The sequence below is a fragment of the Sporofaciens sp. St.21A7 genome (assembly GCF_059728535.1).
Map to the genome: position 1 here is coordinate 3,508,598 of NZ_BAAGFN010000001.1, position 26,661 is coordinate 3,535,258.

Consider the following 26,661-nt stretch of genomic DNA (forward strand, 5'->3'; position numbering starts at 1 on the left):
TATCTTTTGTTGACCTGACTTACAATGAGAGGCTTTAGCATCTGCTCTCAGCTCTAATAACAGAACGGCAGAACAGACTGATCACCAGGCTGACAAAGAATGCAGATTTAAAGTATCCCAATGCAAGCCTTGAAACTTTAGACTGTGATGCACGAGAGGTCAGTAGGGAGAAAATCGCAAATCTTGCAACCATGGGATTCGTAGGTGCTGCAACAAACCTGATCATTACAGGCCCGACGGGTGCCGGGAAAACCTATCTTGCATGTGTCCTGGGTGTAGAAGCATGTAAACAGACTCTCCGGACGTGTTATATCAGAATGCCGGATATGCTGGGACATTTTCAGGCCCACAAAGATAACCTCAGAGAGCAGGTACGATACCGGAAGAAACTGGGAAACTATAAAGTGCTGATCATAGATGAATGGCTGAACTATAAGATCAATGAGAAAGAGTCAAAATTCATATATGAGTTGGTAGAACAGCGTTGTGGAAATAATCCGACGATCTTTGTCGGGCAATACGAGGTCTGTGACTGGCATGAACGGTTAGGCGGCGGAACCCAGGCCGATTCTATTATGGACCGGATCATACATAATGTAGCCCAGCAAATTAAAGTTCCTATCTCCCGCACAAAAACGTCAAATTATAATCTCAGTTTTTAAACACTGTCTATAAAAGTGTGCTACAGGAGGCGGCACGTTTTCCTCTTGACCATCCCATGTCATTCCGATATAGTTTTTATGGAACAAAAAAAAGAGAAAGAACAGCACCTTCCACAGTTCGTTCTTTCTCTCACATACCAGTGTGCCTGCCATATACGGGATCATGTCCCGCTCATGAGGCTCCAGCACCACCGACATATATTATGATAAGAGAAAATTCCCTGTTTTGCAAGCTGGTTCGTATAAAAAGTTCATCAAAGATCCTGTTCGATTCCTTTATGGCCGGATTCCGTTCGGAACTGCAGACCTGTCCCTGCTGTGGGGTAAAGGGATCCTGCCGCATCCATGCCTACTATGACCGCTCCCTGGTGGACTTTATAGGCGGCACCCAGGTCCGCCACAGCCTCTGCATCATGCGCCTTATCTGTACCTGTGGCCATACCCATGCCATCCTCCCGGACTTCATCATTCCCTACTCCGGCTACGGCCTGTTCTTCCTTCTACGTGTCCTGGCAGAGTATTTCCTGCGCCTTTCCACTGTGGAAAGGCTATGCGAACGCTTCGGCATCACCCTTTCCCAGCTGCGCCGGTGGCTGCAGCTCTTTCGGGTGCAGAAGGAAGTTTGGCTCGGCGTGCTTTCCTCCATGGAGGTTTCCGGCCTTTCCTTCCTGAAGTCCCTGCTCACGCAGCCGGCTTATTCGGATTTCGCCTCCGCCTTTGTCCGCCGTTTTACAAAGTCTTTCCTCCAGTCCCATAAAAACCCGACACTTTACTGCCAGCAGGTGTTCGGCCCCTGACCCTTTTTCCGTCGGCCACACGCCACGGGTATGGCTTCCCTCCCTTCTCTCCTGCATAATGGTGGAAAACCACCTAAGGAGGACATTTTTATGGACAACAATCCAAAAAAACTTTCGGACGCAGCCGCCATGGCACAGTTCCGCCTCGCTCTCATAGCGCCGGTCATCCATGGCCTTTATCCGGATGCGTCCAGGAACGCTTACTACCTGCGTATCACCGAAAAACCGCTTGGTGTTAGAATATAATTAGTACAAGTTAGACATGGAAAATTCCCAACAGGAAAGTATAATAGAACAGATGGAGGAATGAACATGGCTACACAATATACAGAAGAATTTAAGAATGATGCAGTAAGGTATTGGAAGGAACATCCAGAGCTTGGGATTGCTAAGTGTGCAAAGAATCTGGGGATTAGTAAGACAGCTCTTTCTAACTGGAGAAAGATATATGATGCAAATGAGGGGACAGTCCCAACCAGAGGAAGGGGGAATTTTGAGAGTGATGATGCAAAGGAACTTGCACGCCTGCGTAAAGAGCTACGTGATACACAAGATGCTTTAGATATCTTAAAAAAAGCAATCGGCATACTGGGAAAATGACAGAGGCTCTCTTCCTGGAGACTGCCCGGTATGAAGAGCAGCTTCTGGAAGAGGGGAAACGCCGGCCGAATGTCTCTGGTGTGCTGAGGATCTTAGGTGTTTCAAGAAGCGGATACCTTGCATGGAAAAACCGCCTCCCTTCCACCCGGGAGAAGAGAAAGGAGCAGATAAAAGAGAGGATCGTTGAGATTTATCAGGAATCCCATCAGAATTATGGAGCCCCCAAAATAGCAGAATGTCTGCGCAGGGAAGGAGAAAAAATAGCAGACAAAACAGTGGGGAATTATATGAGGGAATTGGGGATCAAAGCACAGTACGTGAAACCTTATACCGTTACAACAATCGAACCGGATCTAAGCAGTAGGCTGAGAAATATTCTGAAAGAAAAATTTAATCCGGAAGAACCGGATGCAGTCTGGTGTTCGGATATCACTTATATCTGGACTTACGAGGGCTTTGTATACTTAACGAGTATTATGGATCTGTACTCGAGAAAGATCATCTCATGGGTATTAAGTAATACATTAGAAGCAAAACATGTCGTAAAAGCGGTAGAAAAGGCAAAAAGAAGGAGGAATGTGGAGAAACCCTTAATTCTGCATACAGACCGGGGGATCCAGTATGTGTGCAGGGAGTATGTAGAGGCAACCATTGGAATGAAGAGAAGTTATTCGAAAAAAGCGTATCCATGGGATAATGCCTGTATTGAATCCTTTCATGCATTGATCAAAAGAGAATGGCTGAATCGATTTAAAATAAAAAATTATGAACATGCCTATAAATTGGTATTTGAATACATAGAGACATTTTATAATACGGTAAGAATCCACAGTCATTGTGGATATCTATCACCAAATGAATACGAGAATGTGTATGAACAGAAATTGAATAAGATGGAAAGATTGGCTGGATAAAAAATGGAAGGTTGTAAGAAAAGTTCACTTTTAACTTGTACTTTTTCTTGACATAGTACCAGCTCACCCTGCCTGACGGCTCGGTATTCCAGTACAGCCCAAAGACCCTCAGCAAATGGGTGTCCCTCTACCAGAACGGTGGCATCGACGCCCTCATGCCGCAGGAGCGTTCCGATAAGGGCTCCACCCGGGTGCTCCCGGACACGGCCATCGAGGAGATCTACCGCCTCAAGGAAGCCTTCCCACGGCTGAACTCCACCCAGATCCACCGGCACCTCGTTGAAGAAGCCTTCATCCCTGCCACAGTCAGCGTCTGCGCCGTCCAGCGCTTCGTGAAGAAACATGACCTGAAATCAGCACGCAACCCAGGCATGCGGGACAGGAAGGCGTTTGAAGAAGACGCCTTTGGGAAGATGTGGCAGGCAGATACCTGTTACCTGCCTTATATCACGGAGCACGGCCAGCGCAGGAGAGTCTACTGCATCATGATTATTGATGACCATTCCCGGTTTCTGGTGGGCGGCGGCCTCTTCTATAACGATAATGCCTATAACTTCCAGAAGGTGTTCAAGGACGCTGTGGCAGCCCATGGAATCCCGGCGAAGCTCTATGTCGATAATGGCTGCAGTTACTCGAATGAGCAGCTTTCCCTCATCTGCGGCTCCATCGGCACCGTACTTTTACACACAAAAATTCGTGATGGTGCTTCCAAAGCCAAAATAGAACGCCAGTTCAGAACGCTCAAGGAGACTTGGCTCTATACGCTGGATCTGGATTCCATCACCACGCTGGCACAGTTCAACCGGCTGCTTAAAGACTATATGCGCACCTACAATACATCTGTCCATTCCGGCATCGGCACAACGCCCATGGACCGCTACCAGCAGTCACGCTCCTCCATCCGGAGCCCTAAGTCCAGGGAGTGGCTGGAGGAATGTTTCCTGAACCGCATCACCAGGAAGGTGAACAAGGACTCTACCGTCTCCATCGACAAGGTGTCCTATGACGTTCCCATGCAGTTCATTTCTTCAAAAGTGGAGATCCGCTTCCTGCCAGACGACATGTCCAGTGCCTTCATCCTTTATGAGGGGGAACATTATCCCATACGGCCTACGGATAAAAACGAGAACTGCAGGACGAAACGCAATAACACGCCGTCCATCGATTATTCAAGGATTGGGGGTGAGAGCTGATGTTCCGTTCCTACTATGGGCTTTCCTTCAATCCCTTTGACAAACAGAACGCAAGAGAAAAGGACCGGTTCCTCTCAAAGGACATCTCGGAAATGACGTCCCGGCTGGACTACCTCAAGGACACAAGGGGAATCGGGCTGTTCACCGCACGCCCCGGCATGGGCAAATCCTTCGCCCTGCGCTGCTTCGCAAAGTGCCTCAACCCCAACCTCTACCATATGGAGTACATCTGCCTCTCCACGGTCAGCGTCATGGAGTTCTACCGCCAGCTCTGCTCTGTTCTGGGGCTAGAGCCAAGGGGCGGCAAGCCTGGGATGTTCCGCGCCGTACAGGAGCAGATACTCTACCTCTACAAGGACAAGAAGCAGCCCCTCCTCCTGGCAGTCGATGAGGCACAATACCTCTCCACCGGCATCCTGGAGGATATCAAGATGCTCATGAACTACGGGTATGACTCCCTGAACTGCTTCACGCTCATCCTCTGTGGGGAGCCCCACCTGAACAGCACCCTGAAAAAGCCCGTCCATGAGGCCCTGCGCCAGCGCATCACCGTACACTACAACTTTTCCGGTCTCTCAGACTCGGAAGTGGCGCAGTATATCCTCCACAAGATCGCCTGTGCCGGAGGCGCAGCCTCCATCATCGACCAGGCAGCGCTTTCTGCCGTCCACAGTCACTCCCAGGGGAGCCCCCGCCTGGTGGACAACCTGATGACCGACGCGCTGACTCTGGGGGCACAGATGGACAAGAAAGTGATCGATACGGATGTCATCCTGGCTTCTGTCAGCAGCCAGAATCTCGGATAGGAGGAATGGAACATGAATTATACCTGTATCCTGAAAAGCGGTTCCCGCAAGGAGACCTGGACGGGGCAGATCATCCTGCTGAGCACGGGGAACGGATGGTATGAAGCTGAGAGCAATGGGCGGGGGACTTACTTCCACATCCTCGCCGGACGGCATAAATATGGGAACTACCTGTGCATCCCTAACCATGATGTAGGGTGCGAGCTCTCCGATTTCTCCGATATCTTTTGGAATGAAGAAAGGATCGGCTCCCTGATGCGGAAGGTGGATGCGGTGACTGTCGCCACCGGCCTGGTTCATCTTCCTGTTCTGGCCGACAGGCAGGGGAAAAACTAAATTTTTCATATGGGCCATGTGTCTCATGAGGGATCCATGGCCTTTTGCATTTCAGGCGCAAAACAATACCGACAACAACGTGCAGCATTTTTGACAGGATTGTGCATTTGCAGACAGCACTGCGCAGTCAATAGGATAAATGTCGGAAAAATAATTCGCTGTTTGCGTTTCCATCAATTTGCCGTCCGACAACATAACTCTTATTCCATACCGACTACCGAAAATAACCTCAGAAAGCTGTACGATTCTCAAAAAGCCAGAAAACTTATGGAGTCCTTAAACTCATAAAAACGCAGATTTATTTTTGTATGTGGCAGACGATAAATCAACCGTTAGCAGGAAACACTGATGACTCTTTAGATGCCACAACATTTATTCCTTTTATCAGGAGGTTTTTAATGAAAATAAAGTTAGACGAACCGACCATTCCTAATGATATTCGACAAAAAATACGAAATCTACGAGTATTGCTTGATCTGGCAGACAATTTAAGGGATGAAATCCTGGCATGGTATACAGCCGAACTAAAATCTTATGATTTCAGAGCTGATGCACAGCAAGAATTATTTAATCCTGGAACAGGAACCACTGTTGAAGGGATATCAGAACTTGCCATCATGGAGGCACTTTCCGAGCTTCAGATTTTTAATGAAGTAAGAAAGAAAAAATGAGGTGAAATTTATTTGCCATTAATTTGAAGCTGTTATTTTAAGCTTTGTTCAAGTTTTATGCAAAAGATTGTCTCGGTGATTTCGATTAGCAGACAAAGAGAGGGCAGAGCCGGTCATCAAAGGTTCTGTCTTCTTTCGTTCAAAAAGAGAATATGCTGGAAAAATAAGATTTCGAGGAATTTCGTATCAGCATAGCTGGCCAAAGGTCTGCTTTGTTATTTCTTAATTTTATTCAGGAACATTCCAAAATTACTCTGGACAATCCATGATATTTTCAGTACAACTATATCTTGTATCTTATAGATGGCCCCCAAGCATTAAAATCAGGACGGATTTTGGGTGGCTCTCAAGCTTTAAATTGGTGGCTCCCAAGCATTAGAATAATCAATCTGAGCTGACCGCTTCAAGGAATCAGCTTGCAGGGCTTGACGCAAAGCTCCGACGGGCGTATGAGGACAACCTTTCTGGCAAGCTGCCAGACCACATTTTCACAATGCTTATCGGGAATTACGATGAAGAAAAAGAAACATTGCAACGAACCATCCGTGAACTGGAAAAACGCATTGACGCTTCCAATGCCGCAAGGTCTGACGTGGAGCGTTTCTCAAAGCTTATCCAGAAGTACACCAGTTTTGAGGAGCTCGACAGCTTCATGCTCCATGAGCTGATTGAGAAAATCACAATCTACGAAACACCCAATATGGGGCGTTACCGCAAAGGAAAAGAGAAAATCGTTACGATTTATTATAAGTTTGTGGGGGCGTTACAGTAAACGCCCTTTATACCAAAATGAACACTCGTCATCTTTTGAGAGCCTGCAATATATGGCAACCCGTAAACTGCTGTGAAGCTGTTGTAATGCTGCGAAATTAGAATCCATCATGCTGTCCTCCGTTTTCCGCAAAACCAACAGTTGTACCGCCAACATTTGCTTCACTGTCTTTAGTATAGTCTGTATATTGCGTTTTGTCAATACTATATGCTAATCTATCAATATCAGTATTTTGCATATCTGCCCCACTGATACGATATTGTCTTTGTATCAGCTTCATAAATGCCTGCTGTCCGCTCTGTTTTCCGTCAAAGACAGTTTTTACTGTAATGCCTGCTTTTGTACCGGTGCAATTACCTGTCACATTATCCATAATCTTAATCCTTTCCTTATTTCTGTAATTGCCCTGACGCTGTACAAGGATATGAACTTATTTGCATTGCCATATCCACAAGTTTCTGAAAAATGGCGCAAAAAAACAGGGAAACAAATCTGAATCATCAGTTATTCCCTGCTTAATGGCTGCAATATTAAATTTTCCACATTATCGCTTTACACCGTTTGAAGTCCTGCAAGCTGTTCTACCTCTGCCACGCTGAGTTCAGAACATTCTGCAATTTCCTCGATTGTCAGCTTTCCCATTTTCAGCATCCTAAGTGCTGTCTGCTTTTTTGTTTCACTAATGCCTTGCTTTATTCCTTGATTTAAAATAGTCCTTGCACTTGTTTCAATCAATGCTCCGCTCATCATATCACCTACGCCTTTCTGCACATTCTCGTATTTCTGTGCAATCTCTTTAACCACATCGCCGGAAAGCTCTATGATTGTGCGTTTGTCAAACGCCCCGATCACTCCCTGCTGTTCCAGTTCATCAAGCCTTTCTAAAATTTTCTGATACTCCGCCTTCAATTCTGCCAGTTTCTGCTCATTACTATTATACTCCGGAAAGCCTTTCTCATGTGAAAAAATATAAAACGGAATCAGCATCAGCAGCCCCTTTTCAAAAATATCGTCCAGCGAATACGCCTGTACTTTCATAATCGGCACATCATACTGAACTGTTCCGCCCGGTGTAACAATCACATATTTCATTTTATCCGGTGTTTTTTGGTAAGTCCGAAGATACAGAACAGCAGTATTGGGAAATGTCACTGTCAGCGTTTCCTCCGTAACCTTACCCTCATCAAGCCCTATCTGCGCATCATACTCAAAAAGCCTTATGGTGATTCTTCCGTCCGGCAGACTGCTTTCGCACTCTACATGGTATTTCTTTGGTATTTTTCCAAAAACCGTAAAATTCGTATCCGTAATCCGTTCCTTGTCTGCTTCGTCCTGCTGGTCTAAAAAATGCTCGTTGGGGAAAAAGCGGATTTCTTCCTCCCCTGTATATGCTTCCCCGAAAATTTCATTGATTACGGGGATTATCAGCTTCCTGCAGTCATTTAATATTGTCCGGAATGCCCCGTCATATATATTTGCCATATCTTAATTCCTTCCTTTTTGTGCCTTTATCATATCATTTTTTTATCTCAAATTCAACAGCATTTCACGCTGGTTCATCCCTCAATTTGCCCGCAGCATCCTCCACGTTCTTCCTTCCTTTGTCTGTCCGGTAATTTTTCCCCGAAAAAGCAACAGGAACACATCTCTCCATGATGCGGTCATAGATGCGCCCATGTTCCAAATCTGCCGGATTGCGCAGTTCTTCCAGTGACAGGTTTGTTGTAATGATAAACGATTTCCCGCTTTTGTAGCGTTCATCAATCACAAGATAAACTGTTTCCAGCACATAGGGAGTGTCACGCTCCACGCCTAAATCGTCAATGATAAGAAGTCTGTACTGGTTCAGGCTTTTCAGGTACTCATTTTTTTCGCCGCTGTATAACCCTCCGAGTGCATTCAACAGTTTCGGGAAACTGGTCATCAGCACAGGGATATTCTTCTCCATGAGCGCATTGGCAATACAGCCTGCAAGGAATGTCTTGCCCGTTCCCACGTTGCCCCAGAACAATAACCCCTGCCCGTTTTTCTGAAATTCTGCAAAATGTTCCACATAGCGGCGTGCATATTTGGCGCATGGGTGCGTTTCGTCAGAGTTTACAAATGTATAATCAAAGAAAGTGCTGTCCTGCAATCCTGCGCTTTTCATCTGCCGGATATGCAGAAGTTCTTCCTCCGCCCTGTGTTTTTCACGCTCCCTTTCCATTTCCTCCGATGCACACTGACACAGACAGCCGACAACACGCTCCACCCCCAAGAATGAGATTTTTTTCTGCTTTCTTGTATGGCATTTTCCGCACATCAAAAACCCCGTTTCAGTATCCATATAATCATCAGCCGCTTTTCTTCCCTCATTTACGGCATTTTCCATTTCTTTCAGCACTTCATCAACAACCGCACCGATCATAAACTGTCACCCTCCTTAAAACTGCCGTTATAAGTATACCCTGTCCCTGTTTTCCGTTCTTTTTTCAAATCCGCTCTTTTCCAACATTCCATAGTTGCTAAATGGTTTTTATATGTTCTTCCTGAATATTCCATGTATTCCGATAAATGTTCTATCATGGACAGGTAATCTGCCGGAAAGTCATTTTTCAGCGTTTCCAGTTCCCTATCCGTAAGAATGACATTCCCATATTTCCCATAAGGGCGTGGGAGAGTGCCTTTTTCTCTCAGGAACTGCCCTTGTTCCTTACTCTCTCTTTTATCTAAGTTCTTATCTCTATTCTCTATACTCTTATCTCTAATCTCTGGTGGACAGATGTAGGACGGATTTTGCGGACATTCAAAATAAAAAGAATGTGGAGGTAACAGACAATGGCAAAGACGATTTTTGAGGAACTGGGCGGCAGATACGAGCGGCAAGGAGATTACTTAATACCGTGCTTAAATGTACCCGCCGAAGAAGAACAGCCGATAGGCACATGGGGACAGTGGCATCTGGATTATCTGAAGCAGTACCGCAGGGTTACATACACCAATCTTCTCACAAGCGGCAAACTCAACGCTTACCTTGCCGACATTGACAGGCAGGCGCAGGAACGCTTTGAACAGCTCATAGAGGGCATGAAACAGGCACAGGGCATAACGGAACGCCTAAAGGAAGAAAATGCCTTAGAATGGGTACAACGCCTTAATAACGTAAGGGCTTGTGCGAGGGAGATTGTTGAGAAAGAAATAATTTACGCATAATAAATTGGCGGCGGAGTAAGGCTCTGTCGCTTTTCTTGTCGGAAGATAAAAATTCATGTTTTATGAATTGATACAGTTCGTTTAAACGGCTATGGTAGATACAGTACAATTTGAGGAGGACAGAAATGTTTGAGTATGTGACGGCACAGGAAGCAGCGGAGCTTTGGGGAATATCGGCAAGGCGGGTACAAAGGCTCTGTAAGGAAAATCGGATTGAGGGCGTATTGAACATCAATCGGGTATGGCTCATGCCAATAAACATTAAAGCAAAATTAGCTTTTCTTGTTTACCCTATACTGATATGGCGGGCGTTAATCAGGATTTTAAAAAGGCTCCTTATCTTTATGAAATCTTCAAAAATGTGCAGTACCCTTTATGTATCAAAATCAAGAAAGGAAATGAAACATTATGGATTTCATATTGAAAACAACAAATCTTTGCAAGAGCTTTGGAAAACATTCCGCTGTAACAGATGTGTCAATTCATGTACGGGAAAATAGCGTATACGGATTATTAGGTCCGAATGGAGCAGGAAAATCTACAATCTTAAAGATGGTAACAGGTATGCTTCATCCTACCAAGGGTACGATTGAATTTGCCAATCACTCATGGAGCAGACAGGATTTAATGCATATCGGAGCTTTGATAGAAAATCCCCCGTTATATGAAAACTTGACGGCGTATGAAAATTTAAAAGTAAGGACTATTTTGTTGGGGTTGCCAGAGCAGCGTATCAATGAAGTGTTGGAGCTTGTGGATTTACAAAACACAGGAAAGAAAAAGGCAGGACAATTTTCAATGGGAATGAAACAGCGGTTAGGCATTGCGGTTGCATTGCTAAACAATCCGTCTTTACTAATTCTCGATGAGCCGACAAATGGATTAGACCCGATTGGAATCGGAGAGCTACGAAACTTAATCCGTCTATTTCCACAAAGAGGAATAACGGTTATATTGTCAAGCCACATTCTTTCAGAAGTGCAGCTTATTGCAGATGACATAGGTATCATTGCAAACGGCAGGCTTGGATATGAAGGTAAAATGCAGCATAGCGAAAATCTTGAGGAATTGTTTCTTAAGGTCGTTGAAGAAAGCAGGGAGGTAATGTGATGAAAGAATATGTATCTTCCGAATGGATAAAGCACAAACGGACTTTTGCAATAAAACTCGTTATTCTCGCCCCTGTTATTACCCTGCTTATGAATGTGTTTGCGCCAATGTGGTATCAGCAAAACGCATTTAACTGGTGGTATGTTTTGCTTTTCCCTGGATTTCTCACTTTGCTTTGCACGATGTGTGAACAACGGGATGGCGGAAAGCTGAAATACAGAAGTCTTATCCCGCTGCCTATAAAACTTAAAAATGCGTGGATTGCAAAAGCAATCGTCATATTGATTTTGGATATTATAGCGAATTTCATTTTTTTAGGGTTGAATATGCTTGGCGGTATAGCGGTTTACTTTATTTATGAAATCCCAATTAGTATATCGCTATTTCAAGCTGCGGCAGGTATTTTTTGTATTATCGTAGCTTCTATGTGGGAAATTCCAATATGTTTGTGGCTGTCGAAAAAGATTGGTGCATTTGCGACGGTTGTAATAAACGCAGGAATAGGCTCAGCCTTGGGCGTAATATTTGCAAACACAAAATACTGGATTTTTTGTCCGTATAGTTGGATGCCACGCTTAATGGTTCCAACAATCGGTATTTTGCCAAATGGAGTGCCTGTTTCTGAAGAAGCAGGAAATTTGCCAGTATCATTGGTTATGGTTATTTTAGCATTGCTGCTTTCTGTAATACTATTTTCAGCTTTAATAAGGCTTGGTGCAAAAGGATTTTCACGGCAGGAGGTAAGATAATGGGAACAGTATTAAGATGTGTCAGAGCAGATTATCTAAAAGCAAAGCGTTCTATGTTGAATGTTATTTATATAATCGTGCCTCTTATACTTGCTTTGGCATTTGCAGGCTATTTTCATATTTCGAGTTGGAACAGAACACTTAAAATAAGTGCTTTCTTTGAAATGCTGGGCATAATATATCCTTTTCTAGTTGGAATTATTGTGGGAATTATTGCCCAGCGGGAAAGTCAGGCAGGTCATTATCAATTTATACTTAGTACTGTTTCTTCAAGAACGCACATTTATATAGGGGAACTATGTTTTCTGCTGATAAATTCTTTGCTATTTTATACACTTGCAGTCGGCAGTTTTGCCCTTATGTTTCCGTTTACTTCTATAAGCGGATATGTGCAGGTTATAGGGCTTCTGCTTTTATCTTCTACACCTATATACCAAATACATTTTTTGTGTGCTTTTATATTTGGTAAAAGTGCTTCTATGGGGCTTGGAATTGCGGGCAGCTTACTATCTGCGATTATGCTCACAGGTTTAGGAGATGTATGCTGGCAGTATATTCCGTGGGCATGGAGCGTTCGGTTTATGGATTTCTGGCTTCTTGCGACTACGAACAAGGATGCTTATTTGCAGAGTTGCAGTACCTTCTATGTTGGAATTATAATAAATATCGTAGCCATACTTGTGCTATTCGCTGTTAGCATTATGTGGATTAGACTATGGGATGGAGGGAAAGAAAATGATTAAAAAATACCGATTGCTATGCGTATGTCTGATAACTTTAACCATCTTTTTTATGGGTTGCAATAACAGAATATCAGACACGGCGGATAAGAATAATATGTTGAATGACACTCTGCCCAAATACGAACTGAATGTTGCTGATTATAACGAGATAAGTTTTGACAATAAGACATATATCATTACTGAAAAGACAATCTCATATTCAGAGTTAGAGGAAGAAATCGGGCAGGTTTCTCAAAACATTACAACGGTTGAGGGAAATAAATTGCGATATGGATATGTTTATAATATTGATGAAACAACAGATATTGCGGTAAACATCAATGAGAAGTACTATATTGCGGAATTAGCAGATTGATAAAGGAGGTGCTTTGAGTTGGCACGATTGTTAGTAATTGATGATGAGAAAGCCATTCTTGACTTAGTTAAGAATAGCTTGGAAAAGGATGGACATATCGTTACTGTATGCGAAAGCGCGGCAGATGTTACAATAAATACTTTAAAAAATTATGATTTGATTTTGTTAGATATTATGATGCCAGATGTTGACGGATTTATGTTTTGCAAAAAAATCCGAGGAATTGTAGACTGCCCTATTCTATTTCTCACAGCAAAAGTAATGGAAACAGACATTATCTACGGATTAGGAATAGGTGCTGATGATTATATTACTAAGCCTTTCCGAATAGGTGAATTACGAGCCCGTGTTACTGCCCACCTGCGTCGGGAAAGACGGGAGCACCATAATACATTAGGATTTGAACAGGAAATCAAGTTTGATTTATCTTCAAAGGAACTTTTTATGAAAGGCAAGAAAGTTGACCTAACCAAAAGCGAGTATGAAATTTGTGAGTATTTAGCCAGAAATAGAGGGCAGGTATTTACAAGAGAGCAGATTTATGAAGCTGTTTTTGGATTTGATGGTAACAGCGACAATTCAACGATTGCAACACATATAAAGAATATTCGCAGTAAGTTGGCAGGATATGGTGTTACTCCGATTAACACAGTCTGGGGGGTAGGATATAGATGGGAAGGATAAAACGGACTTCATTGCAAATGATTTTCTGGAAATTCTTAATTATTCTCATATTAGGATTGCTCTTATCGGCGGCAGTTCCTTTTTTGCTCCTTGCATTTGCTTCAAGTGCAGGGTATGTGACTTATGCTAATAATGCGGAACATTCCGTACAGGAAATATCGCCGATAATTGCGGCTGCACCAGATATTACAAAGGTTGCAATCCCTTCCTATTGTGAATATCTGATACTTGATGAAGATTATAATGTTCTCTATACAAACATGGATACAACGGAGCAGGAAAAGGCGTTGGAATTTGCAAAAACTGGAGAAAACAGTGACCCTACAAGCAGGACACAATACCAATTCATACCGAGGGAAACAGAATATTGCGTACTGAAATATTATGTGGGTTCGCAATATAAAAATGACTGGATGCAGAAACATTTGCCTGCTCCCGAAATATTATTATTGCTGTTGATAGGGGTAAATTGCATAGCGGTTTGCGTTTGTCTGACAATACGATATTCCCGAAAACTGAAAATTCAGTTATCTCCGTTGATTATGGCAACAGAACAAATACAGAAGCAAAATCTTGACTTTGAGGTAGAAAGCTCTGAAATCAGTGAATACAATGCGGTATTGAACTCTATTTCAGAAATGAAGGACAGCTTAAAATTATCTTTAGAACAACAATGGAAAGCAGAGCAATCACAAAGGGAACAAATAGCCGCACTTGCTCATGATGTAAAAACACCTTTAACTGTTATCCAGGGGAATATAGATTTAATGAATGAAACGGAACTTGACGATGAGCAACGATTATATGCAGGGTATATTACGGAAAGTTCGGAACAGATACAAGTATATATAAAGACTTTGATTGATATATCCCGTACAGTCACAGGCTATCAGCTTCAAGTAGAGAAAATTGATATAGCGGATTATATGGAACAAATTGAAGCACAGGCAAGTGCGTTATGTGTTACAAAGGAAATTCGCTTAAGCATGGAAACAGATATGGGATGTTTTGAAGCGGATAAATTGTTGTTGGAACGGGCAATTATGAATGTTGTCAATAATGCCTTAGAATACTCCCCGCAAAGAGGAACAATATATGTGGAAACGCAGAGGAAAGAAAACTTTCTGCAAGTTATTATAACAGACGAGGGAACTGGTTTTACGAATGAGGATTTGCGCCATGCAAGGGAGCAGTTTTTTATGGGCAACCACAGCCGAAGCTCTAATATGCACTTTGGCATGGGTCTTTATATCACAAACAGCATTGTAAAGCAACACAACGGGGAACTTACTCTTAAAAATTCCGATAAAACAGGCGGTGCAGAGGTTACAATAAAAATTCCATACTAGGATTTAATGGGCGATGGAAAGCATCGCCCATTATTTTTGCAAATCTTTATGAAATCTTCAAAAATACCTCGTAGTATTTAAAAAGTGAACGGCTGAATTTAAAGTCCGCCAAATAAAAAAACGGCGTATGGTGGGCGGTATTGCTATGCCCGAAAAGACTTAACAGACACTCTCCAGACCTGTTTTAGAGTTTGGAGGGATTTTTTTATGTTCTTTTTTCGGGCAGTTATCTATCTGCTCATGCAACGCAGATTTGATTTATACATAGCATATCGGGGAATGGCAGGAAGCCAGTTAAAAAAATCCCTGTCCATGCAACGCTACTTCTCACCATGAAACCAGAAGTAGAATCTCCGCTTAATAGAATTAGTATCACTTATAACCGTAGAGGTCACAGAGCCTTTGTTGTCGCCAGATAAGGATATTTTTATGTAGGGTACGGTGTAACTAAAATTGGTTGCACCGTATCTCTTTGTTACGCCACAAATTTGAAGTCCTGCGGGTTGTTCCGTATTTCTTCCATCGTGGCAAGGATTTCTTTTTCGGTAGGAATATCTATCATCCCTACTGCCGTGAAGTAAATATCCACCTTCACATGGCTGTGACCGCCGGATTTGTCGCTGTTATGGACTTCGATACGCTCAATCAGCGAATTGACAAGCGTAGGGGTAAGTTCCTTAATGTCAGTCATTTCCCGAAGTGTGCGTAAGACAAGCCGTAAATCCACTATCCGCTGTTCGGCGTTCTGCAAGGTCTGTTGGCTTTTGGAAACTTCCTGCGTCAATGATTTTTGTTCCTTTTCATAGCTTTGGAGCATTTTAGCGAACCGTTCATCAGAGAGTACACCGCCGGCATTCTGCTCAAATACTTTTTCAATCAGCTTGTCGATTTCTGTTATCCGCCTTGTGCCGTTCTCAACCGCCTGCTTGAGTCTTTTGTATTCTTTTTGCCGCATGGCGTTGTTTTTCTTTGCCAGCAGATACAGGAATACAGGCTCATAGCAGCGGACAAAATCGGATAAGTCGCTGACAGCTTCTAGCACAAGCCTTTCAAGGACAATATCACGGATATAGTGCATGGCGCATTCCCCTCTGCCGGATTTATATTTGGAACAGCGGAAATGCTCCTGTTTCCTTGTCATGCTTTTGGCGGCTACAAAGTGCATTTTTGATTTACAGTCATAACAATATACTAATCCTGAAAAGAGGCTTGTCCTGCCAGTTTTCGTCGGTCTGCGTTTGTGTCTCCGAAGCTCCTGCACTCTTAGCCACTGTTCCTCGGAGATGATGGCTTCTTGCATGTCAGGTATGATTTGGTAATCTTCCTCGCTGTGTTGGATTCTCTTATGGACTTTGTAACTGACGGTAGTGCTTTTGAAATTGACGGCGCAGCCGGTGTACTGCCTGTTTTCAAGGATATACCCAACGGTCGCCTGTTCCCACCCATAAAGGTTTTTTGGGACTTTCTGCGCATGTTTCCTGCCGATGGATTCAAAATAGGCGGCGGGGGAGAGTATCTGTTCTTCCTCAAGCTGCCTTGCAATCTGCATCGGGCCTTTCCCTGCAAGGCACAGGGCAAAAATCTTCCTTACGGTTTCTGCCGCCGGTTCGTCGATTACCCATTGCTTCGGATTAGCTTCCGATTTCCTGTACCCATAGGGTACGATAGAAGCGATACGCTCCCCATGTTCCGCTTTAGACTGCCACACCGCACGGATTTTCTTAGAGGTCTGCGCCGCATACCATTCATTAAAAATGTTGTGGAAGGGCATCATCTCCACGCCGTCGCCAGTCAAAGTGTCCACACGCTCCTGTATGGCGATAAAGCGGATGCCAAGAGACGGGTACACTACCTGTGTAAGCCTGCCCATTTCCACCTGCTCACGCCCGAAGCGTGAGAGGTCTTTGACGATAATCGTGCCGATTTCACCGTTTTCCGCCATACGCTCCATACGCATAAAATTTGGTCTTTGGAAGGTCGTCCCCGACACGCCGTCATCTACGAAAAACATCGTGTTGGCAAATCCTTCTTTGTTGGCGTAATCTTTTAAAATTTGTTTTTGATTCGTTATAGAATTGGATTCCTCGTCTTTATTATCATCATCAACCGATAGCCTACAGTATAACGCTGTGATTTTTTCTTCTGTCTGCCCGTTTAATTTTGCTGTTGTCATAAAATAATCTCCTTTCCGACAATCGGGCATAGCAAAGGCAAATACAGTTTACTATACCGGATTGTCTTTTTCTAGTGTGCGGTATTAAATCAGCTTTTCGGACAGTATCAGTTCCTTAAACTGCTCTAATACGCTTTGTTTTCCTTTCTTGCTGAAATGAGTATTAACCTCGTAGGTTGTACCGCCGATTTTTAATGAAAACTCGTTTTCCCCGCTGAAACACACTAATTTCCCGATTTCAATGCGGGTATCAGGACAGCGGGGCAGTATTTTCTGTGGTAAATTGAATGTCTTACTTTCATCTATCGGCTCAGGCGGCAGCATATAAATTACATTTGTATTGGCTGTAAAAGTTTCTAATTTTTTCACGTTGTCACCTTACCTTTCCTCACGGCTCTTTCGTCTGCGTTCCAGTTGTCGAGCGACACTTTCTGGTAGACTTAAACGGCACTTTATAATCGCCAACTTTTCCAGAAAAAAAGCACAACCGCATCTCAACGACACGGTCATGCCTCTTTCCCTGCATTCTCTCAGCTCAATGCCTGGTTATTGATCGCCGCTAACATTACCTCGGCATCAATCACTTTTTTCTCCATCTGGCTTCCCAAAGTCATCGCGTCTGTCATCACATTGTCAATCAGCCGGGCATTCCCCTGGCTGTAGCTGTGGACAGAACTGATCGCTGCAGTATCAATGATCTCCGGGCTCCCGCCCGCATTCCGGATCTTCTGCCGGATATAGTCCGGCACTTCCTGGTCTGTCAGGCCATGGAAGTTGTAATGCACCACAACCCTCTGCCGCAATGCCTCATTGACCTGTTTTTCCAGGATGTGGTTCAGATAAGGTTCCCCACATAAGATCAGCGAAAAACAATTCACCGAATCATATTTCTGGTTCATTAGCATTTTCAGGTCTCGCAGGATGCTGCTGTTCAGGTACTGTGCCTCATCCAGGATACAGATGAACGGCTGCCTTTTCTCTTTATACAGATAATACAGCCGCTCCTGGATCGACTTGAACATCTGGCTCTTCCCAAATCCGGATTCCAGCCCCAGCGCTTCACACAGCTGGCGGTAGAATTCCTGCACGCTTACTGTGGACAGGCACAGATAAGCACATTGATACAGATTCGGGTTCAGTTTCTTTGAAAAACACCGCAGTGCAAATGTCTTCCCCATCCCCGGGCTTGCCGTAAACACCCCGATCCCGCGGATCTCTTTCAGGTATTCCAGCCGCGCTGTCATCTCACGGAAATCTTCGGATTCAAAAGCATCTTTTTCCTTTACCATCTGCTTATCAAACGGATTAAAACCCAGACCATAATAATCAGTGTACATCTTCCCCACCTCCAAGCGCTGTGCTGTAATCTATGGATACATGGTTCTCCCGCTTTGTTTTCCCGTTCCCTCCCCGATCTGTCAGGCGCATCGGATATCTCTTCCCCTCCGAGAACACCCATACTTTTTCCGGGTCCTCCGGGAGATAGCGGACCTCTACCTTCTGGCCGATGAACTGCATCGGCGCGTCATAGCACCGGGAGTCCAGCTCCACCGTGGCGTCCCGGGATACCCTGCGAGTCGTACGGTTCAGGAAGCATTCCTCCAGCCATTCTGCTGACTGTGGTTTCCTTACCGGGCGTGGGCTGTGGAGATAACGGTACAGCGGCGTTTCCCCTGTCGTGGAATGTTCTGTCGTATTGTGCTTCCGGATATATGCTGCCAGGAGGTCATTGAACTCGTCCAGCGAGCGGATCTGGCTGATGTCGAGCCCGTAAAGCCATCTTTCCTTGAGTGTCCTGAAATTCCGCTCCACCTTCCCCTTGCTGGCCCCATCCCGGACAGGGGTATGCAGAAGCACTGTCCCAATGGATGCGCACACCATATCCAGCTGCCGGTTTTTGTAGGGCGCACCGGAATCCACATACAGTTTGTTCGGGATCCCATAAGCCGCAACTGCGTCCTTAAGGACCTTCTGGAAGTTGTATGCATTCTCCTGGTAAAAGATACGCCCGCCCACGATCATCCGGGAGTAGTCATCCAGGATCATAATCAGGTACGTCCTGTGCTTTTTCCCGTTTTCTTCCAGATACGGGAGGTAACACGTATCTGCCTGGTACATGCCGCCGAAATACGCCTCCTCGAACGCTTTCCGGTCACGCCCGGCCAATGCCGCGTCTGCGCTTTTCAGCCCATTGCGTTTCACAAATCTCTGGACGCTTGCCACAGAAACCGTTGCCGGGATCAAGCCCTCCTGTACCAGCCTGGCGTGGATCTGTGTTGCGTTCAACCTCGGATATTTCTGTTTGATCCGGTAGATCTCATCAATTGCCTCTTCTGTGAGCACCCTGGTCTTTCCAAGGTCGGACCGCGTTTTCGGCGTCAGGGCATCAATCCCGCCGTTCCGGTAAAGGCTGACCCATTTTCCGATTGTTTTGGGCTTATATTTCACAGTCCGCCCATCCGGAAGCCGCATTGGCGTCCGGGATACCCTCCGACAGTAAGCCATGACGGATTCATCTGGGTAAGTTTCCTGGATCACCGGCGCGATCATCCCAAAGCGAAGCCGGGCTGCCTCCATCTGTTCCTCTGTCCGTTCTGTTTTCTTTTGTTGTTCCATTTTATATCGCCTCCGGTTACAGTATATCCCCGCCGCCCCCCAAAGTACATGCCGGGATTATGGGAAACATCCGGAATGTTTTGCCTGGAACTTCAGCGGTGATGGAAATCTGACGCATGGTATGCCTGCAGGAATGAATACCGGAACGACTCCCAAAACCGGAAGAGCCGTTCCCCGTCCAGTTTTCCGATAAAATCAGACGCTTTTTTCTGTGCATCATTCAGGAGCCCCAGGATCATCTGTTTATGGGAAAGGAACAGGTCCCGGAAGACGTAAAGTGTGGAATGGCAGATCTGGTAAGCTTCACAAATATCTTCTACCGTATGGGCATGCAGGAAATAAGCATTCAGAACGGACAGGACAAAGCGCAGGCTGTAAGATGAATAGGGGATCAGCATCTCAGGAAGGAGGGCATGGGTATGCCCGCAGGAGGTGCACTTTACCCGTGGAACACACAGGGATTCCGTTACCGGTTTATCCCCTTTTAACGTGACCATGTAACGGGAATAGCTGTCATGGGGTTTCATGCTGCTTTTTGCCCCACAGTATGGGCAGCACTGGTCCGAAAGCATCAGGTCTCCAACCGCCTGGTCAAACCACTCCTGGTCTGATATTTTTATTTTTTTCAGCTTGCAAAACAGATTGAAAATGCGTATCATAATACTTGGATACTTCCTTTGGGATGTATTTGATGAAAGATGGAACCGGTTCTTGCCAGGAAGGGGTTCCTTCTTTTTTATTATAATCCTGTTTGTAAAGAGAAAAAAGCATGCAGTAAAACACAGCACACTCTCATCTCCCTCTTGTTCTATCTATTCTTATAATTTGCTTTTTTCTTTTAATCTCAATCATTCATAAAATGTTGCTCTACATTCACAGAACAGCTTTTCGCCGCTTTGGTAAGCAGCGGCAGCAACCGCAGACTGCCGCTGGCTGCGCTGCACAATCGTGATTTCGTTGTGTGGACAGGGCATTTCGTGTCCCTCCTTTCGGTAATTGGTGGATGGGGTGGCGTTTTACCACCTCATTTTGGGCAGAAAAAAAGCAGGAGACCTTTTTCAGATTTCCTGCTCGGTGTGCCGCTGTATGGGCAGCGGGTATTTAGTTATAAAAGTTCGGGGCAAGTTGACCCGATGTGTGTGGAATAACAAACTTGAATTGACCGAGCTGAAAGCGAGGGATGCTTCTTGTCCGAAGGGCAAGAAGATGGGCGGTGAAAGAACGATAAAAATTAGAATTTAACTTTCTAAAATATTAAATTTCAACACTTTCACCACAAGACATATAGTGCATATTACTCATTTGATGAGATAAATAGTCAAATGCTTTCTTCCCTGTACAATGACAAGTATAAAACTCAGTATCTTTATATTTCTGAAGTTCCGTTACAATGCCATTTAACAATTCTTTTGACACTGTTTTCTTTGTGAGCGGATTGAATAAATGGAAACCTCCAACGCAAAAATCAGGTTTATACTTTTCTGCTTCTTCCATTATATTGACAACACCAGTATGTCCACACCCCATAATAAGTACTACTTGATTTTCTGAAATAATCAAATTTTGCTCGTGTCTAAAATTATCTTTTCCATTTTCACCATAAAGAGCATTATTAGCAGGAGAATAAAATTTATTTGTTTTACTCACTGTAAACAATGATAATTCATCATCAATTTTATAATCGCCATCCAACAGTATCACCTGTCTATTTGACTTGAGTTTACTATCAATTCCAACAGGTATTTTAAAAAATAAAATTTTGCTGTAATGTGGTTCAAAAGCTTCTTTCTGTACATAAATATTAGCTAAAGAATTGACCTCTAAAAACTTTTTCAAAGCACCTCCATGGTCAAAGTGCCCATGTGAAACAATAACCGTATCCACCTTTGAAATATCAATATTTCTTCTAACTGCATTGTCAAACAATGTATTGTCTGGACCTAAATCAAATAAAATTTTATGTGTCCTTGTTTCGATATAAAGTGATAGTCCATGTTTTACCATACAATCTGATTTCGTTCTATTTTCTACCAATGATATGATTTTCATAAATTAACCTCTACAATTTCTAATTTGTTGTCATCTTCATTATACTTCATCGCCTATCGAAAAGATAGCATATTTTATGAAACTTGTCGGCTGGGAACAGCTTGCAGCGCAAGGTGTCCCCAGAGGGCAAGTCCACAAAAGGGTAGCTGGCGGCAGCCAGCGCAGGGGAAGCGTAGCGTCCCCTGTATGATTTGGAGCAGACTATGACTGCGGAAAATCACAGCCCTCCGGCGAGGAGCCTTCGGAGAACGCAATGCACCAACCTCTGGGTGGTGTATAATTGCGCCCTATCCGAGTTCTTGGATAGGGCGCATTATCCGAGATAATCAATTATCCGAGGAAACTCTCAAAACCTCCAGCATAAAAGGCTCTCAGAGAAGTTGCCTCGGATAATGTAAGAACTATTTCAGGAAGTCAGGGAGCTGATGCTCTTTCTTTTGTGTAACAGGATTTTCTTTTTGATGGGAAAACCACTTTTCGTTCCAATCCCGGATATGCCTGTTTACGGTTCCCTGTGAAAGTTCAGCATACCGTTCTGTTGTGGAGATCGAGGAATGTCCGAGAAAATTTTTGATTGCCATAATTGGTACCCCGGCTTCCAACATATGTGTGGCGGTCGTATGCCTCATGGTGTGCGGGGTGTAGCGTTTTTCAAGGAACATTTCCGGATGCCCGGTTCTTGCGAGCATGATATATTTTTTATAAATCTCCTCAATACAGGAAATGCTCATCTGCGGATGGGTCTGGCTGGAAAAGATGTAGGCCTCCAACCGACCGGCCTTTCCCGTTTCCTCCAGATATCGTTCCAGGAGAGTTCCGCTAGGCCTTGCAATCACGATCCTCCGGGTTTTGTTTCCCTTTCCAGTAATTGTAAGCTTATAGAGGTTTTTCTCGGCCAGGAAGTCCCTGACTTTGAGATCGCAGATTTCCTGTGCCCTGGCTCCGCTGGCATACATCAGGTTCAAAAGGACCTGGTCACGGAAGCCCATCCGTTTCCCGGGATCAGGAAGCCGGAGCAGGATTGAAACTTCATCAAGCGTAAAGGTGATCCTCGGCTGGACGGCCTCTTTTTTTACAGGCACTCTTTTCACCGCATTTGCAAACACAGTCGCTGCTTCAAAATTCCTGTTCTGTGCGTAACCGGCAAAAGAGGCCAATGCTGAAAGCCTGAGATTCCTTGTGGATACTGAGCATCCCCGTTCTGCTTCGATCCATTTCAGGAAGCCGTCAATAGTCTCGAAATTCAAATCCCGGAAGAGGATTTCGCCAGCATTTTTCTTCTTTTCCTGATAAACATACTGGAACAAAAGGCGGAAGGCATGTTTATAGGATCTCGTGGTATTAGGGGAAAGCCCTGACGAGAGCGGCATATATTCCGTAAAAAACTGTTCCAGGAGGAGCATGAATTCAGGAAGTTTATTTTTCCTCATACGCCACCTCCGTGAATACGCCAGCGGCATAATCTTCAAACAGCTCCGTATATTCAGGGAACATATCACCACTGAATTTCAGATATTTCTCCGTTTCGTCCATGTCATGGTGCCCAAGATAGACTGACAGGAAAGGAACAGAGTCATCTGTCGGGCGTCCGTTTTTCTCTGCCTGCGCAAATGAATGGATGGCAAAATAGTGACGGAAGCAATGAAGGCACTGCCCTCTGGAATGGGATTTTTCCTGTACATACAGGCCGGTTTCCCGCAAGAGGTTCCTAAACCGAAAATCAAAGGTTCCTTTACTGACGGAAAACTCTTGGCCCCTGGCTGCCGGGAACAGACAGCTTTCCGGTTCTGTTTTGATCCCCATAGCAATGCAGTATCTTTCCAGCATCTCTGTCAATGTCCTGTCCATTGGAACAACACGCTGTTTGTTGTTCTTGGCATGGCGGATCAGGATGGTCCCATTGCGGAAATTTATATCTTTTACCCTGGCGGCAAGCGGTTCTCCCAGGCGGAACCCGCACCCAAGGAGCATCCGGAGCAGCATACAGAACTCCATGTCCGTCCGGCGGGTTTTCGGGTCTGTATGCCTGTTGGCCCAGCTGTCGGCGCAGGACAGAAGCGTTTGGATTTCCCTGTCCGAAAAAATATATGGGACATAGCTGTCTGATGTTTTGGGGCAGGCGGGCATGAAAACACTGTACCCCTTGTATTGAAGGTACCGCAAAAATTTGCGGAGATAGCTTACCTTATCGCTGACCGTTTTGGGCGCGTTTATCTGCTGGAGTTCCCTGATCCAGTGATTGATGGCTGTTTCCGTAACCCTGTCGGCGTTTTCTGCCACCAGCAGTGAATCGAACGAAAAAAGGGTTCTGCGTGTACTCCGCAAAGTATCATCGCTGACAGTCCCCTGGCTGATTTCCAGATATTCTGCAAGCTCATGTTTGAAAACCGACTGGAACTGTGTCATGACAGGCTCCACCTCCCCTCCAGAAAAGCGGCAAATGTACCTGTCGCCTCCATGACCGGGAGGGCGTAGTTCCGCAGCTGCTCCACATCCAGACTGGCATAGGATTGGATGGCGTTCTGGTCTGTATGCCCAAGGGCTTTCCTTACCGCCTCATAAGGGATGTTGTCATTGACCATGGAACTTGCCAGGGACGACCGGAAAGCATGTGCGCCCTGTTTGCGTCCCGCCGGATCAATTCCAGCTGCCATAATGGCAGTCCTGACGATCTTGGTGATTGCCTGCACAGAGATATGGCTGTAAGGGGGAACGATGCGGAGAAATACATACGGGCTGTCATAGCAGGCCCGTTCTTCCTCTAAATACTGTTTCAGGGCGGCCTTTACATCCGGGACCATGGGAAGTTCAATGTCAACGCCGGTTTTGTGCTGTGTAAGCAGAATCAGGTTCCTGCCAAAATCCAGTTCCCGGAATGTCATGGATGAGATGTCCCCGCTCCTGATCCCCAGCCGTGTCGCAAGAAGCAGCACTGCGTAATCACGCTTTCCATGTGGGGAGTCCCGGTCTACGCTGTTTTCAATTTTCAGGATTTCTTCTATTGTATAAACAGAAGGGTACGGCTGCGGCCTCTTGAAAAGAGGAACGATGCCGCTGTAATCCCTGTCGGTATGTCTGGCCTGATATGCATATCTGAGGAATGTCCGGATGTGTGAAAGGTACCATTTGCTGCTGACCATTAAACACGCGGCTCCTACATTTTGGGCGTTCATTGCCTGCGGCGCTGCGCAGCCTGTATCAGCCAGGGCGGATAAAAAGTAGTGCCCAATCTTATCGTGAAGATGGATGCTGCTTTCCTGAAGCCCCTTGCGTTTCCCGTCTTCAAGGTACTCCGCTAAAAGAGCCTCCATTTCCGGATTCAATTCGTGGTATCCGCATGGCACTGTGTTGGTTTCCCTTGTATGGTAACCCATAGTTAAAACCTCCTGTTTGATAGCTTTAACTGTACTATGCCCATGTGGATAAATTTTATCCGAGATTTTTTGCATGAACCCCCGCATACAAAAGGTTTTTAAGAATTTCCTCGGATAATTAAAAATCTCGGATAATGCGCCCTATCCGAGTTCTTGGATAGGGCGCACTTATACACGCCTTGCGTGTGTGCGCCCTGCGGGGCTTTGCCTGCCTTGCGGCAGACAACAGGGGAAACGACAATTCCCCTACGGGCGTTCCGCCCTACCCTTTAGTGGACTTTGCGTTCAGATAAAGGCTAAAAAGCAGCCTTTATCTGCCCACAAAGTTTTGCAGTTCCGTCCACCACATTTCGGCAGATAATTTCATTCCGTCGGGGATTGTGGTTTTACTTTTTCTGTCAAAATATTCTGCATAGTCCGGCGAAAAGATAAGTCCGCAAACAACGCATTCAGAATATCCTTTACCGCATCATCATTCAGAGCAGCAAGCTGTTCTTTGGGAACATCCAGCTTTTCCCTGAGAAGATATTCAAAGTGGCTTCCCCATACAATATTGCGGTGTCGGCGCTACTTTTCCGTCATACCTTTTATCTGGTTGCGCAACTTCATTTCCCTGTGTTTCGCAATGGTAAACTCGGCTTTTGTTTTCTTTAATTCTTCCTCAATCGCATCCCTGCTCCTTAATTTATTTTCACTCATTTTTTCACTTCCTCCCTGCCCGTAACGCTGTTAATACTATATAGAAATACAGGCACACAAAAGAGGACACCCATAATGCTGAATGTCCCCTCCTGTGCCTTGTAACACCTGTTTACTTCTCGTCATAGTCAGTCCTGAACCGGACTGTTATAAACATAAGTTTCCGCACAAGCCTTTCAAACAGTTCCCCGTTAAATCTGCCTTCCTCAACGCTTAGCCTTGCCATGTACGGCTTGAACAGCCTGATCACTTCCTGCATGGCAAAGTAATCGCCATTCACTTCCTTTTCCAGTGTTTCAAAGGAAATATCCTTGCCTTTATACTGATTATCCATAATATAATTCCTCCATCAGCCGTCGGAGCATTTTTATTGCATCATGCCTCAACTTACAAACACTGCTTTTCGCCAGACCAAAAATTTCCCCAATCTCCCTGTCTTTCAACCCGACAAGATAATACATCAGGACAATCTGCATCTGCCTGTCCGGCATCTCCCTTAATGCCTGTGCCAAATCCCCGTCTACAATGCCGATTTCATATCCCATGATTTGGAAATAATCGGCATGGTAAGTATCAAAAACTTTGTCAATCATCTCCAACTGCTTTTCGGAAAACATTTCAATATGTGATTCCCGTTCCGCCATCCGTTTCCGTTCGCTGTAATAATTGACTTTTTCATACTTTAAAGCAATGCGGCATAACTTCACAAACTGCTTTATTGTCTTGTTTTCTTTATTTATATTTATCAATATCCTGTCCTCCATTTCTGAAACTCCGCTGTACTTGAAATGAAGTCAGGACTGGTGGGGAGCGGCAG

At 44.8% G+C, this 26,661-nt stretch carries 31 protein-coding genes and 2 pseudogenes; 17 read left to right on the forward strand and 16 right to left on the reverse strand.

Annotation, left to right across the window (positions count from 1 at the left end; genetic code table 11):
- Positions 1-41 precede the first annotated feature (41 nt).
- From AC6I3O_RS17370 to AC6I3O_RS17415, 10 genes and pseudogenes are all read left to right on the forward strand, one after another.
- Positions 42-662, forward strand: coding sequence for an ATP-binding protein (locus AC6I3O_RS17370; protein ID WP_497853503.1), 621 nt, complete (start codon positions 42-44; stop codon positions 660-662).
- 203 nt (positions 663-865) lie between these two features.
- Positions 866-1,459, forward strand: coding sequence for a DUF6431 domain-containing protein (locus tag AC6I3O_RS17375; RefSeq protein WP_304532924.1), 594 nt, complete (start codon positions 866-868; stop codon positions 1,457-1,459).
- A gap of 90 nt (positions 1,460-1,549) precedes the next feature.
- Positions 1,550-1,690, forward strand: a pseudogene (locus tag AC6I3O_RS17380) (DDE-type integrase/transposase/recombinase); the annotation flags it as partial.
- Between the two features lie 81 nt (positions 1,691-1,771).
- Complete coding sequence (locus AC6I3O_RS17385; protein WP_016220920.1) at positions 1,772-2,059, forward strand: transposase; 288 nt, start codon at positions 1,772-1,774, stop codon at positions 2,057-2,059.
- Positions 2,056-2,973: an IS3 family transposase gene (locus tag AC6I3O_RS17390; protein WP_016220921.1), complete on the forward strand. Its 918-nt coding sequence runs from the start codon at positions 2,056-2,058 to the stop codon at positions 2,971-2,973. Before AC6I3O_RS17385 ends, AC6I3O_RS17390 begins: the two co-directional genes overlap by 4 nt.
- Positions 2,974-3,035: 62 nt before the next feature.
- Positions 3,036-4,166, forward strand: a pseudogene (locus AC6I3O_RS17395) (DDE-type integrase/transposase/recombinase); the annotation flags it as partial.
- The gene (locus tag AC6I3O_RS17400) at positions 4,166-4,972 is read left to right on the forward strand and encodes an ExeA family protein (protein ID WP_016222687.1); all 807 of its coding nucleotides are present in this window, start codon (positions 4,166-4,168) and stop codon (positions 4,970-4,972) included. The pseudogene AC6I3O_RS17395 and the gene AC6I3O_RS17400, both read left to right, overlap by 1 nt.
- Positions 4,973-4,984: 12 nt before the next feature.
- The gene (locus AC6I3O_RS17405; RefSeq protein WP_497851975.1) at positions 4,985-5,308 is read left to right on the forward strand and encodes a DUF6618 family protein; all 324 of its coding nucleotides are present in this window, start codon (positions 4,985-4,987) and stop codon (positions 5,306-5,308) included.
- Positions 5,309-5,706: 398 nt separating this feature from the next.
- Positions 5,707-5,979, forward strand: coding sequence for a hypothetical protein (locus AC6I3O_RS17410; protein ID WP_125128212.1), 273 nt, complete (start codon positions 5,707-5,709; stop codon positions 5,977-5,979).
- Positions 5,980-6,472: 493 nt separating this feature from the next.
- On the forward strand, positions 6,473-6,751 hold the full coding sequence (locus tag AC6I3O_RS17415) for a DUF4368 domain-containing protein (protein WP_497851976.1): 279 nt from the start codon (positions 6,473-6,475) through the stop codon (positions 6,749-6,751).
- 97 nt (positions 6,752-6,848) lie between these two features.
- Here the strand turns inward: AC6I3O_RS17415 and AC6I3O_RS17420 are convergent, their stop codons facing one another.
- The 3 genes from AC6I3O_RS17420 to AC6I3O_RS17430 all read right to left on the reverse strand — a co-directional run bounded on the left by AC6I3O_RS17420 (position 6,849) and on the right by AC6I3O_RS17430 (position 9,158).
- Positions 6,849-7,124 carry a hypothetical protein gene (locus AC6I3O_RS17420; protein ID WP_497851977.1) on the reverse strand — a complete coding sequence of 92 codons (276 nt, stop codon included), beginning with the start codon at positions 7,122-7,124 and terminating at the stop codon, positions 6,849-6,851.
- Positions 7,125-7,303: 179 nt separating this feature from the next.
- Positions 7,304-8,233 carry a nuclease/transposase family protein gene (locus AC6I3O_RS17425; RefSeq protein WP_497851978.1) on the reverse strand — a complete coding sequence of 310 codons (930 nt, stop codon included), beginning with the start codon at positions 8,231-8,233 and terminating at the stop codon, positions 7,304-7,306.
- Between the two features lie 64 nt (positions 8,234-8,297).
- Entirely contained in the window at positions 8,298-9,158 is an 861-nt protein-coding gene (locus AC6I3O_RS17430; protein ID WP_497851979.1) for an ATP-binding protein, read from the reverse strand.
- 410 nt (positions 9,159-9,568) lie between these two features.
- Between AC6I3O_RS17430 and AC6I3O_RS17435 the strand changes: the two genes are divergently transcribed.
- The 7 genes from AC6I3O_RS17435 to AC6I3O_RS17465 all read left to right on the forward strand — a co-directional run bounded on the left by AC6I3O_RS17435 (position 9,569) and on the right by AC6I3O_RS17465 (position 14,933).
- Positions 9,569-9,943: a TnpV protein gene (locus tag AC6I3O_RS17435; RefSeq protein ID WP_120439255.1), complete on the forward strand. Its 375-nt coding sequence runs from the start codon at positions 9,569-9,571 to the stop codon at positions 9,941-9,943.
- A 408-nt stretch (positions 9,944-10,351) separates the two neighbouring features.
- Positions 10,352-11,053 (forward strand): lantibiotic protection ABC transporter ATP-binding protein, encoded by a 702-nt coding sequence (locus AC6I3O_RS17440; protein ID WP_016219408.1) that lies wholly within the window; start codon positions 10,352-10,354, stop codon positions 11,051-11,053.
- Complete coding sequence (locus AC6I3O_RS17445; protein WP_016219409.1) at positions 11,053-11,802, forward strand: lantibiotic immunity ABC transporter MutE/EpiE family permease subunit; 750 nt, start codon at positions 11,053-11,055, stop codon at positions 11,800-11,802. Before AC6I3O_RS17440 ends, AC6I3O_RS17445 begins: the two co-directional genes overlap by 1 nt.
- Positions 11,802-12,545 carry a lantibiotic immunity ABC transporter MutG family permease subunit gene (locus tag AC6I3O_RS17450; RefSeq protein ID WP_016219410.1) on the forward strand — a complete coding sequence of 248 codons (744 nt, stop codon included), beginning with the start codon at positions 11,802-11,804 and terminating at the stop codon, positions 12,543-12,545. The genes AC6I3O_RS17445 and AC6I3O_RS17450 overlap by 1 nt, the downstream gene beginning before the upstream one ends.
- Positions 12,538-12,900 carry a NisI/SpaI family lantibiotic immunity lipoprotein gene (locus AC6I3O_RS17455; RefSeq protein WP_497851980.1) on the forward strand — a complete coding sequence of 121 codons (363 nt, stop codon included), beginning with the start codon at positions 12,538-12,540 and terminating at the stop codon, positions 12,898-12,900. The genes AC6I3O_RS17450 and AC6I3O_RS17455 overlap by 8 nt, the downstream gene beginning before the upstream one ends.
- An 18-nt stretch (positions 12,901-12,918) precedes the next feature.
- Complete coding sequence (locus AC6I3O_RS17460; protein WP_016219412.1) at positions 12,919-13,584, forward strand: response regulator transcription factor; 666 nt, start codon at positions 12,919-12,921, stop codon at positions 13,582-13,584.
- Positions 13,585-13,871: 287 nt separating this feature from the next.
- Positions 13,872-14,933 (forward strand): sensor histidine kinase, encoded by a 1,062-nt coding sequence (locus tag AC6I3O_RS17465; RefSeq protein WP_497851981.1) that lies wholly within the window; start codon positions 13,872-13,874, stop codon positions 14,931-14,933.
- A gap of 475 nt (positions 14,934-15,408) precedes the next feature.
- On the opposite strand, the gene AC6I3O_RS17470 is transcribed toward AC6I3O_RS17465, so the two are convergent.
- The 13 genes from AC6I3O_RS17470 to AC6I3O_RS17530 form a co-directional block, all read right to left on the reverse strand.
- Positions 15,409-17,106, reverse strand: a complete 1,698-nt coding sequence (locus AC6I3O_RS17470; RefSeq protein WP_497851982.1) for a recombinase family protein — start codon at positions 17,104-17,106, stop codon at positions 15,409-15,411.
- Between the two features lie 84 nt (positions 17,107-17,190).
- Positions 17,191-17,475 carry a TnpW family protein gene (locus AC6I3O_RS17475; protein ID WP_497851983.1) on the reverse strand — a complete coding sequence of 95 codons (285 nt, stop codon included), beginning with the start codon at positions 17,473-17,475 and terminating at the stop codon, positions 17,191-17,193.
- Between the two features lie 161 nt (positions 17,476-17,636).
- Positions 17,637-18,443 carry an ExeA family protein gene (locus AC6I3O_RS17480; RefSeq protein WP_290452041.1) on the reverse strand — a complete coding sequence of 269 codons (807 nt, stop codon included), beginning with the start codon at positions 18,441-18,443 and terminating at the stop codon, positions 17,637-17,639.
- Entirely contained in the window at positions 18,433-19,722 is a 1,290-nt protein-coding gene (locus tag AC6I3O_RS17485) for a TnsB C-terminal domain-containing protein (RefSeq protein ID WP_290452042.1), read from the reverse strand. The genes AC6I3O_RS17480 and AC6I3O_RS17485 overlap by 11 nt, the downstream gene beginning before the upstream one ends.
- A gap of 92 nt (positions 19,723-19,814) precedes the next feature.
- Complete coding sequence (locus AC6I3O_RS17490) at positions 19,815-20,381, reverse strand: DUF6431 domain-containing protein (RefSeq protein WP_354022698.1); 567 nt, start codon at positions 20,379-20,381, stop codon at positions 19,815-19,817.
- Positions 20,382-20,570: 189 nt separating this feature from the next.
- The gene (locus tag AC6I3O_RS17495; protein WP_497853619.1) at positions 20,571-20,696 is read right to left on the reverse strand and encodes a hypothetical protein; all 126 of its coding nucleotides are present in this window, start codon (positions 20,694-20,696) and stop codon (positions 20,571-20,573) included.
- 280 nt (positions 20,697-20,976) lie between these two features.
- Complete coding sequence (locus AC6I3O_RS17500; protein WP_016222232.1) at positions 20,977-21,771, reverse strand: MBL fold metallo-hydrolase; 795 nt, start codon at positions 21,769-21,771, stop codon at positions 20,977-20,979.
- A 401-nt stretch (positions 21,772-22,172) separates the two neighbouring features.
- Complete coding sequence (locus AC6I3O_RS17505) at positions 22,173-23,201, reverse strand: tyrosine-type recombinase/integrase (RefSeq protein WP_016220305.1); 1,029 nt, start codon at positions 23,199-23,201, stop codon at positions 22,173-22,175.
- Positions 23,188-24,177, reverse strand: a complete 990-nt coding sequence (locus tag AC6I3O_RS17510; RefSeq protein ID WP_016220306.1) for a tyrosine-type recombinase/integrase — start codon at positions 24,175-24,177, stop codon at positions 23,188-23,190. The genes AC6I3O_RS17505 and AC6I3O_RS17510 overlap by 14 nt, the downstream gene beginning before the upstream one ends.
- Positions 24,174-25,145 (reverse strand): tyrosine-type recombinase/integrase, encoded by a 972-nt coding sequence (locus AC6I3O_RS17515; protein ID WP_289695973.1) that lies wholly within the window; start codon positions 25,143-25,145, stop codon positions 24,174-24,176. The genes AC6I3O_RS17510 and AC6I3O_RS17515 overlap by 4 nt, the downstream gene beginning before the upstream one ends.
- A 567-nt stretch (positions 25,146-25,712) precedes the next feature.
- Positions 25,713-25,844, reverse strand: coding sequence for a hypothetical protein (locus AC6I3O_RS17520; RefSeq protein WP_497851984.1), 132 nt, complete (start codon positions 25,842-25,844; stop codon positions 25,713-25,715).
- Between the two features lie 112 nt (positions 25,845-25,956).
- Complete coding sequence (locus AC6I3O_RS17525) at positions 25,957-26,178, reverse strand: helix-turn-helix domain-containing protein (RefSeq protein ID WP_497851985.1); 222 nt, start codon at positions 26,176-26,178, stop codon at positions 25,957-25,959.
- Positions 26,171-26,593 carry an RNA polymerase sigma factor gene (locus tag AC6I3O_RS17530; protein ID WP_497851986.1) on the reverse strand — a complete coding sequence of 141 codons (423 nt, stop codon included), beginning with the start codon at positions 26,591-26,593 and terminating at the stop codon, positions 26,171-26,173. The genes AC6I3O_RS17525 and AC6I3O_RS17530 overlap by 8 nt, the downstream gene beginning before the upstream one ends.
- Positions 26,594-26,661 lie beyond the last annotated feature (68 nt).

Coding starts and splice junctions, on each gene's coding strand:
- AC6I3O_RS17375 (WP_304532924.1), top strand. CDS start 866: ATGATAAGAGAAAATTCCCTGTTTTGCAAGCTGGTTCGTATAAAAAGT.
- AC6I3O_RS17385 (WP_016220920.1), top strand. CDS start 1,772: ATGGCTACACAATATACAGAAGAATTTAAGAATGATGCAGTAAGGTAT.
- AC6I3O_RS17390 (WP_016220921.1), top strand. CDS start 2,056: ATGACAGAGGCTCTCTTCCTGGAGACTGCCCGGTATGAAGAGCAGCTT.
- AC6I3O_RS17400 (WP_016222687.1), top strand. CDS start 4,166: ATGTTCCGTTCCTACTATGGGCTTTCCTTCAATCCCTTTGACAAACAG.
- AC6I3O_RS17405 (WP_497851975.1), top strand. CDS start 4,985: ATGAATTATACCTGTATCCTGAAAAGCGGTTCCCGCAAGGAGACCTGG.
- AC6I3O_RS17410 (WP_125128212.1), top strand. CDS start 5,707: ATGAAAATAAAGTTAGACGAACCGACCATTCCTAATGATATTCGACAA.
- AC6I3O_RS17415 (WP_497851976.1), top strand. CDS start 6,473: ATGCTTATCGGGAATTACGATGAAGAAAAAGAAACATTGCAACGAACC.
- AC6I3O_RS17420 (WP_497851977.1), bottom strand. CDS start 7,124: ATGGATAATGTGACAGGTAATTGCACCGGTACAAAAGCAGGCATTACA.
- AC6I3O_RS17425 (WP_497851978.1), bottom strand. CDS start 8,233: ATGGCAAATATATATGACGGGGCATTCCGGACAATATTAAATGACTGC.
- AC6I3O_RS17430 (WP_497851979.1), bottom strand. CDS start 9,158: ATGATCGGTGCGGTTGTTGATGAAGTGCTGAAAGAAATGGAAAATGCC.
- AC6I3O_RS17435 (WP_120439255.1), top strand. CDS start 9,569: ATGGCAAAGACGATTTTTGAGGAACTGGGCGGCAGATACGAGCGGCAA.
- AC6I3O_RS17440 (WP_016219408.1), top strand. CDS start 10,352: ATGGATTTCATATTGAAAACAACAAATCTTTGCAAGAGCTTTGGAAAA.
- AC6I3O_RS17445 (WP_016219409.1), top strand. CDS start 11,053: ATGAAAGAATATGTATCTTCCGAATGGATAAAGCACAAACGGACTTTT.
- AC6I3O_RS17450 (WP_016219410.1), top strand. CDS start 11,802: ATGGGAACAGTATTAAGATGTGTCAGAGCAGATTATCTAAAAGCAAAG.
- AC6I3O_RS17455 (WP_497851980.1), top strand. CDS start 12,538: ATGATTAAAAAATACCGATTGCTATGCGTATGTCTGATAACTTTAACC.
- AC6I3O_RS17470 (WP_497851982.1), bottom strand. CDS start 17,106: ATGACAACAGCAAAATTAAACGGGCAGACAGAAGAAAAAATCACAGCG.
- AC6I3O_RS17480 (WP_290452041.1), bottom strand. CDS start 18,443: ATGTACACTGATTATTATGGTCTGGGTTTTAATCCGTTTGATAAGCAG.
- AC6I3O_RS17485 (WP_290452042.1), bottom strand. CDS start 19,722: ATGGAACAACAAAAGAAAACAGAACGGACAGAGGAACAGATGGAGGCA.
- AC6I3O_RS17490 (WP_354022698.1), bottom strand. CDS start 20,381: ATGATACGCATTTTCAATCTGTTTTGCAAGCTGAAAAAAATAAAAATA.
- AC6I3O_RS17495 (WP_497853619.1), bottom strand. CDS start 20,696: ATGCCCTGTCCACACAACGAAATCACGATTGTGCAGCGCAGCCAGCGG.
- AC6I3O_RS17500 (WP_016222232.1), bottom strand. CDS start 21,771: ATGAAAATCATATCATTGGTAGAAAATAGAACGAAATCAGATTGTATG.
- AC6I3O_RS17505 (WP_016220305.1), bottom strand. CDS start 23,201: ATGAGGAAAAATAAACTTCCTGAATTCATGCTCCTCCTGGAACAGTTT.
- AC6I3O_RS17510 (WP_016220306.1), bottom strand. CDS start 24,177: ATGACACAGTTCCAGTCGGTTTTCAAACATGAGCTTGCAGAATATCTG.
- AC6I3O_RS17515 (WP_289695973.1), bottom strand. CDS start 25,145: ATGGGTTACCATACAAGGGAAACCAACACAGTGCCATGCGGATACCAC.
- AC6I3O_RS17520 (WP_497851984.1), bottom strand. CDS start 25,844: ATGAGTGAAAATAAATTAAGGAGCAGGGATGCGATTGAGGAAGAATTA.
- AC6I3O_RS17525 (WP_497851985.1), bottom strand. CDS start 26,178: ATGGATAATCAGTATAAAGGCAAGGATATTTCCTTTGAAACACTGGAA.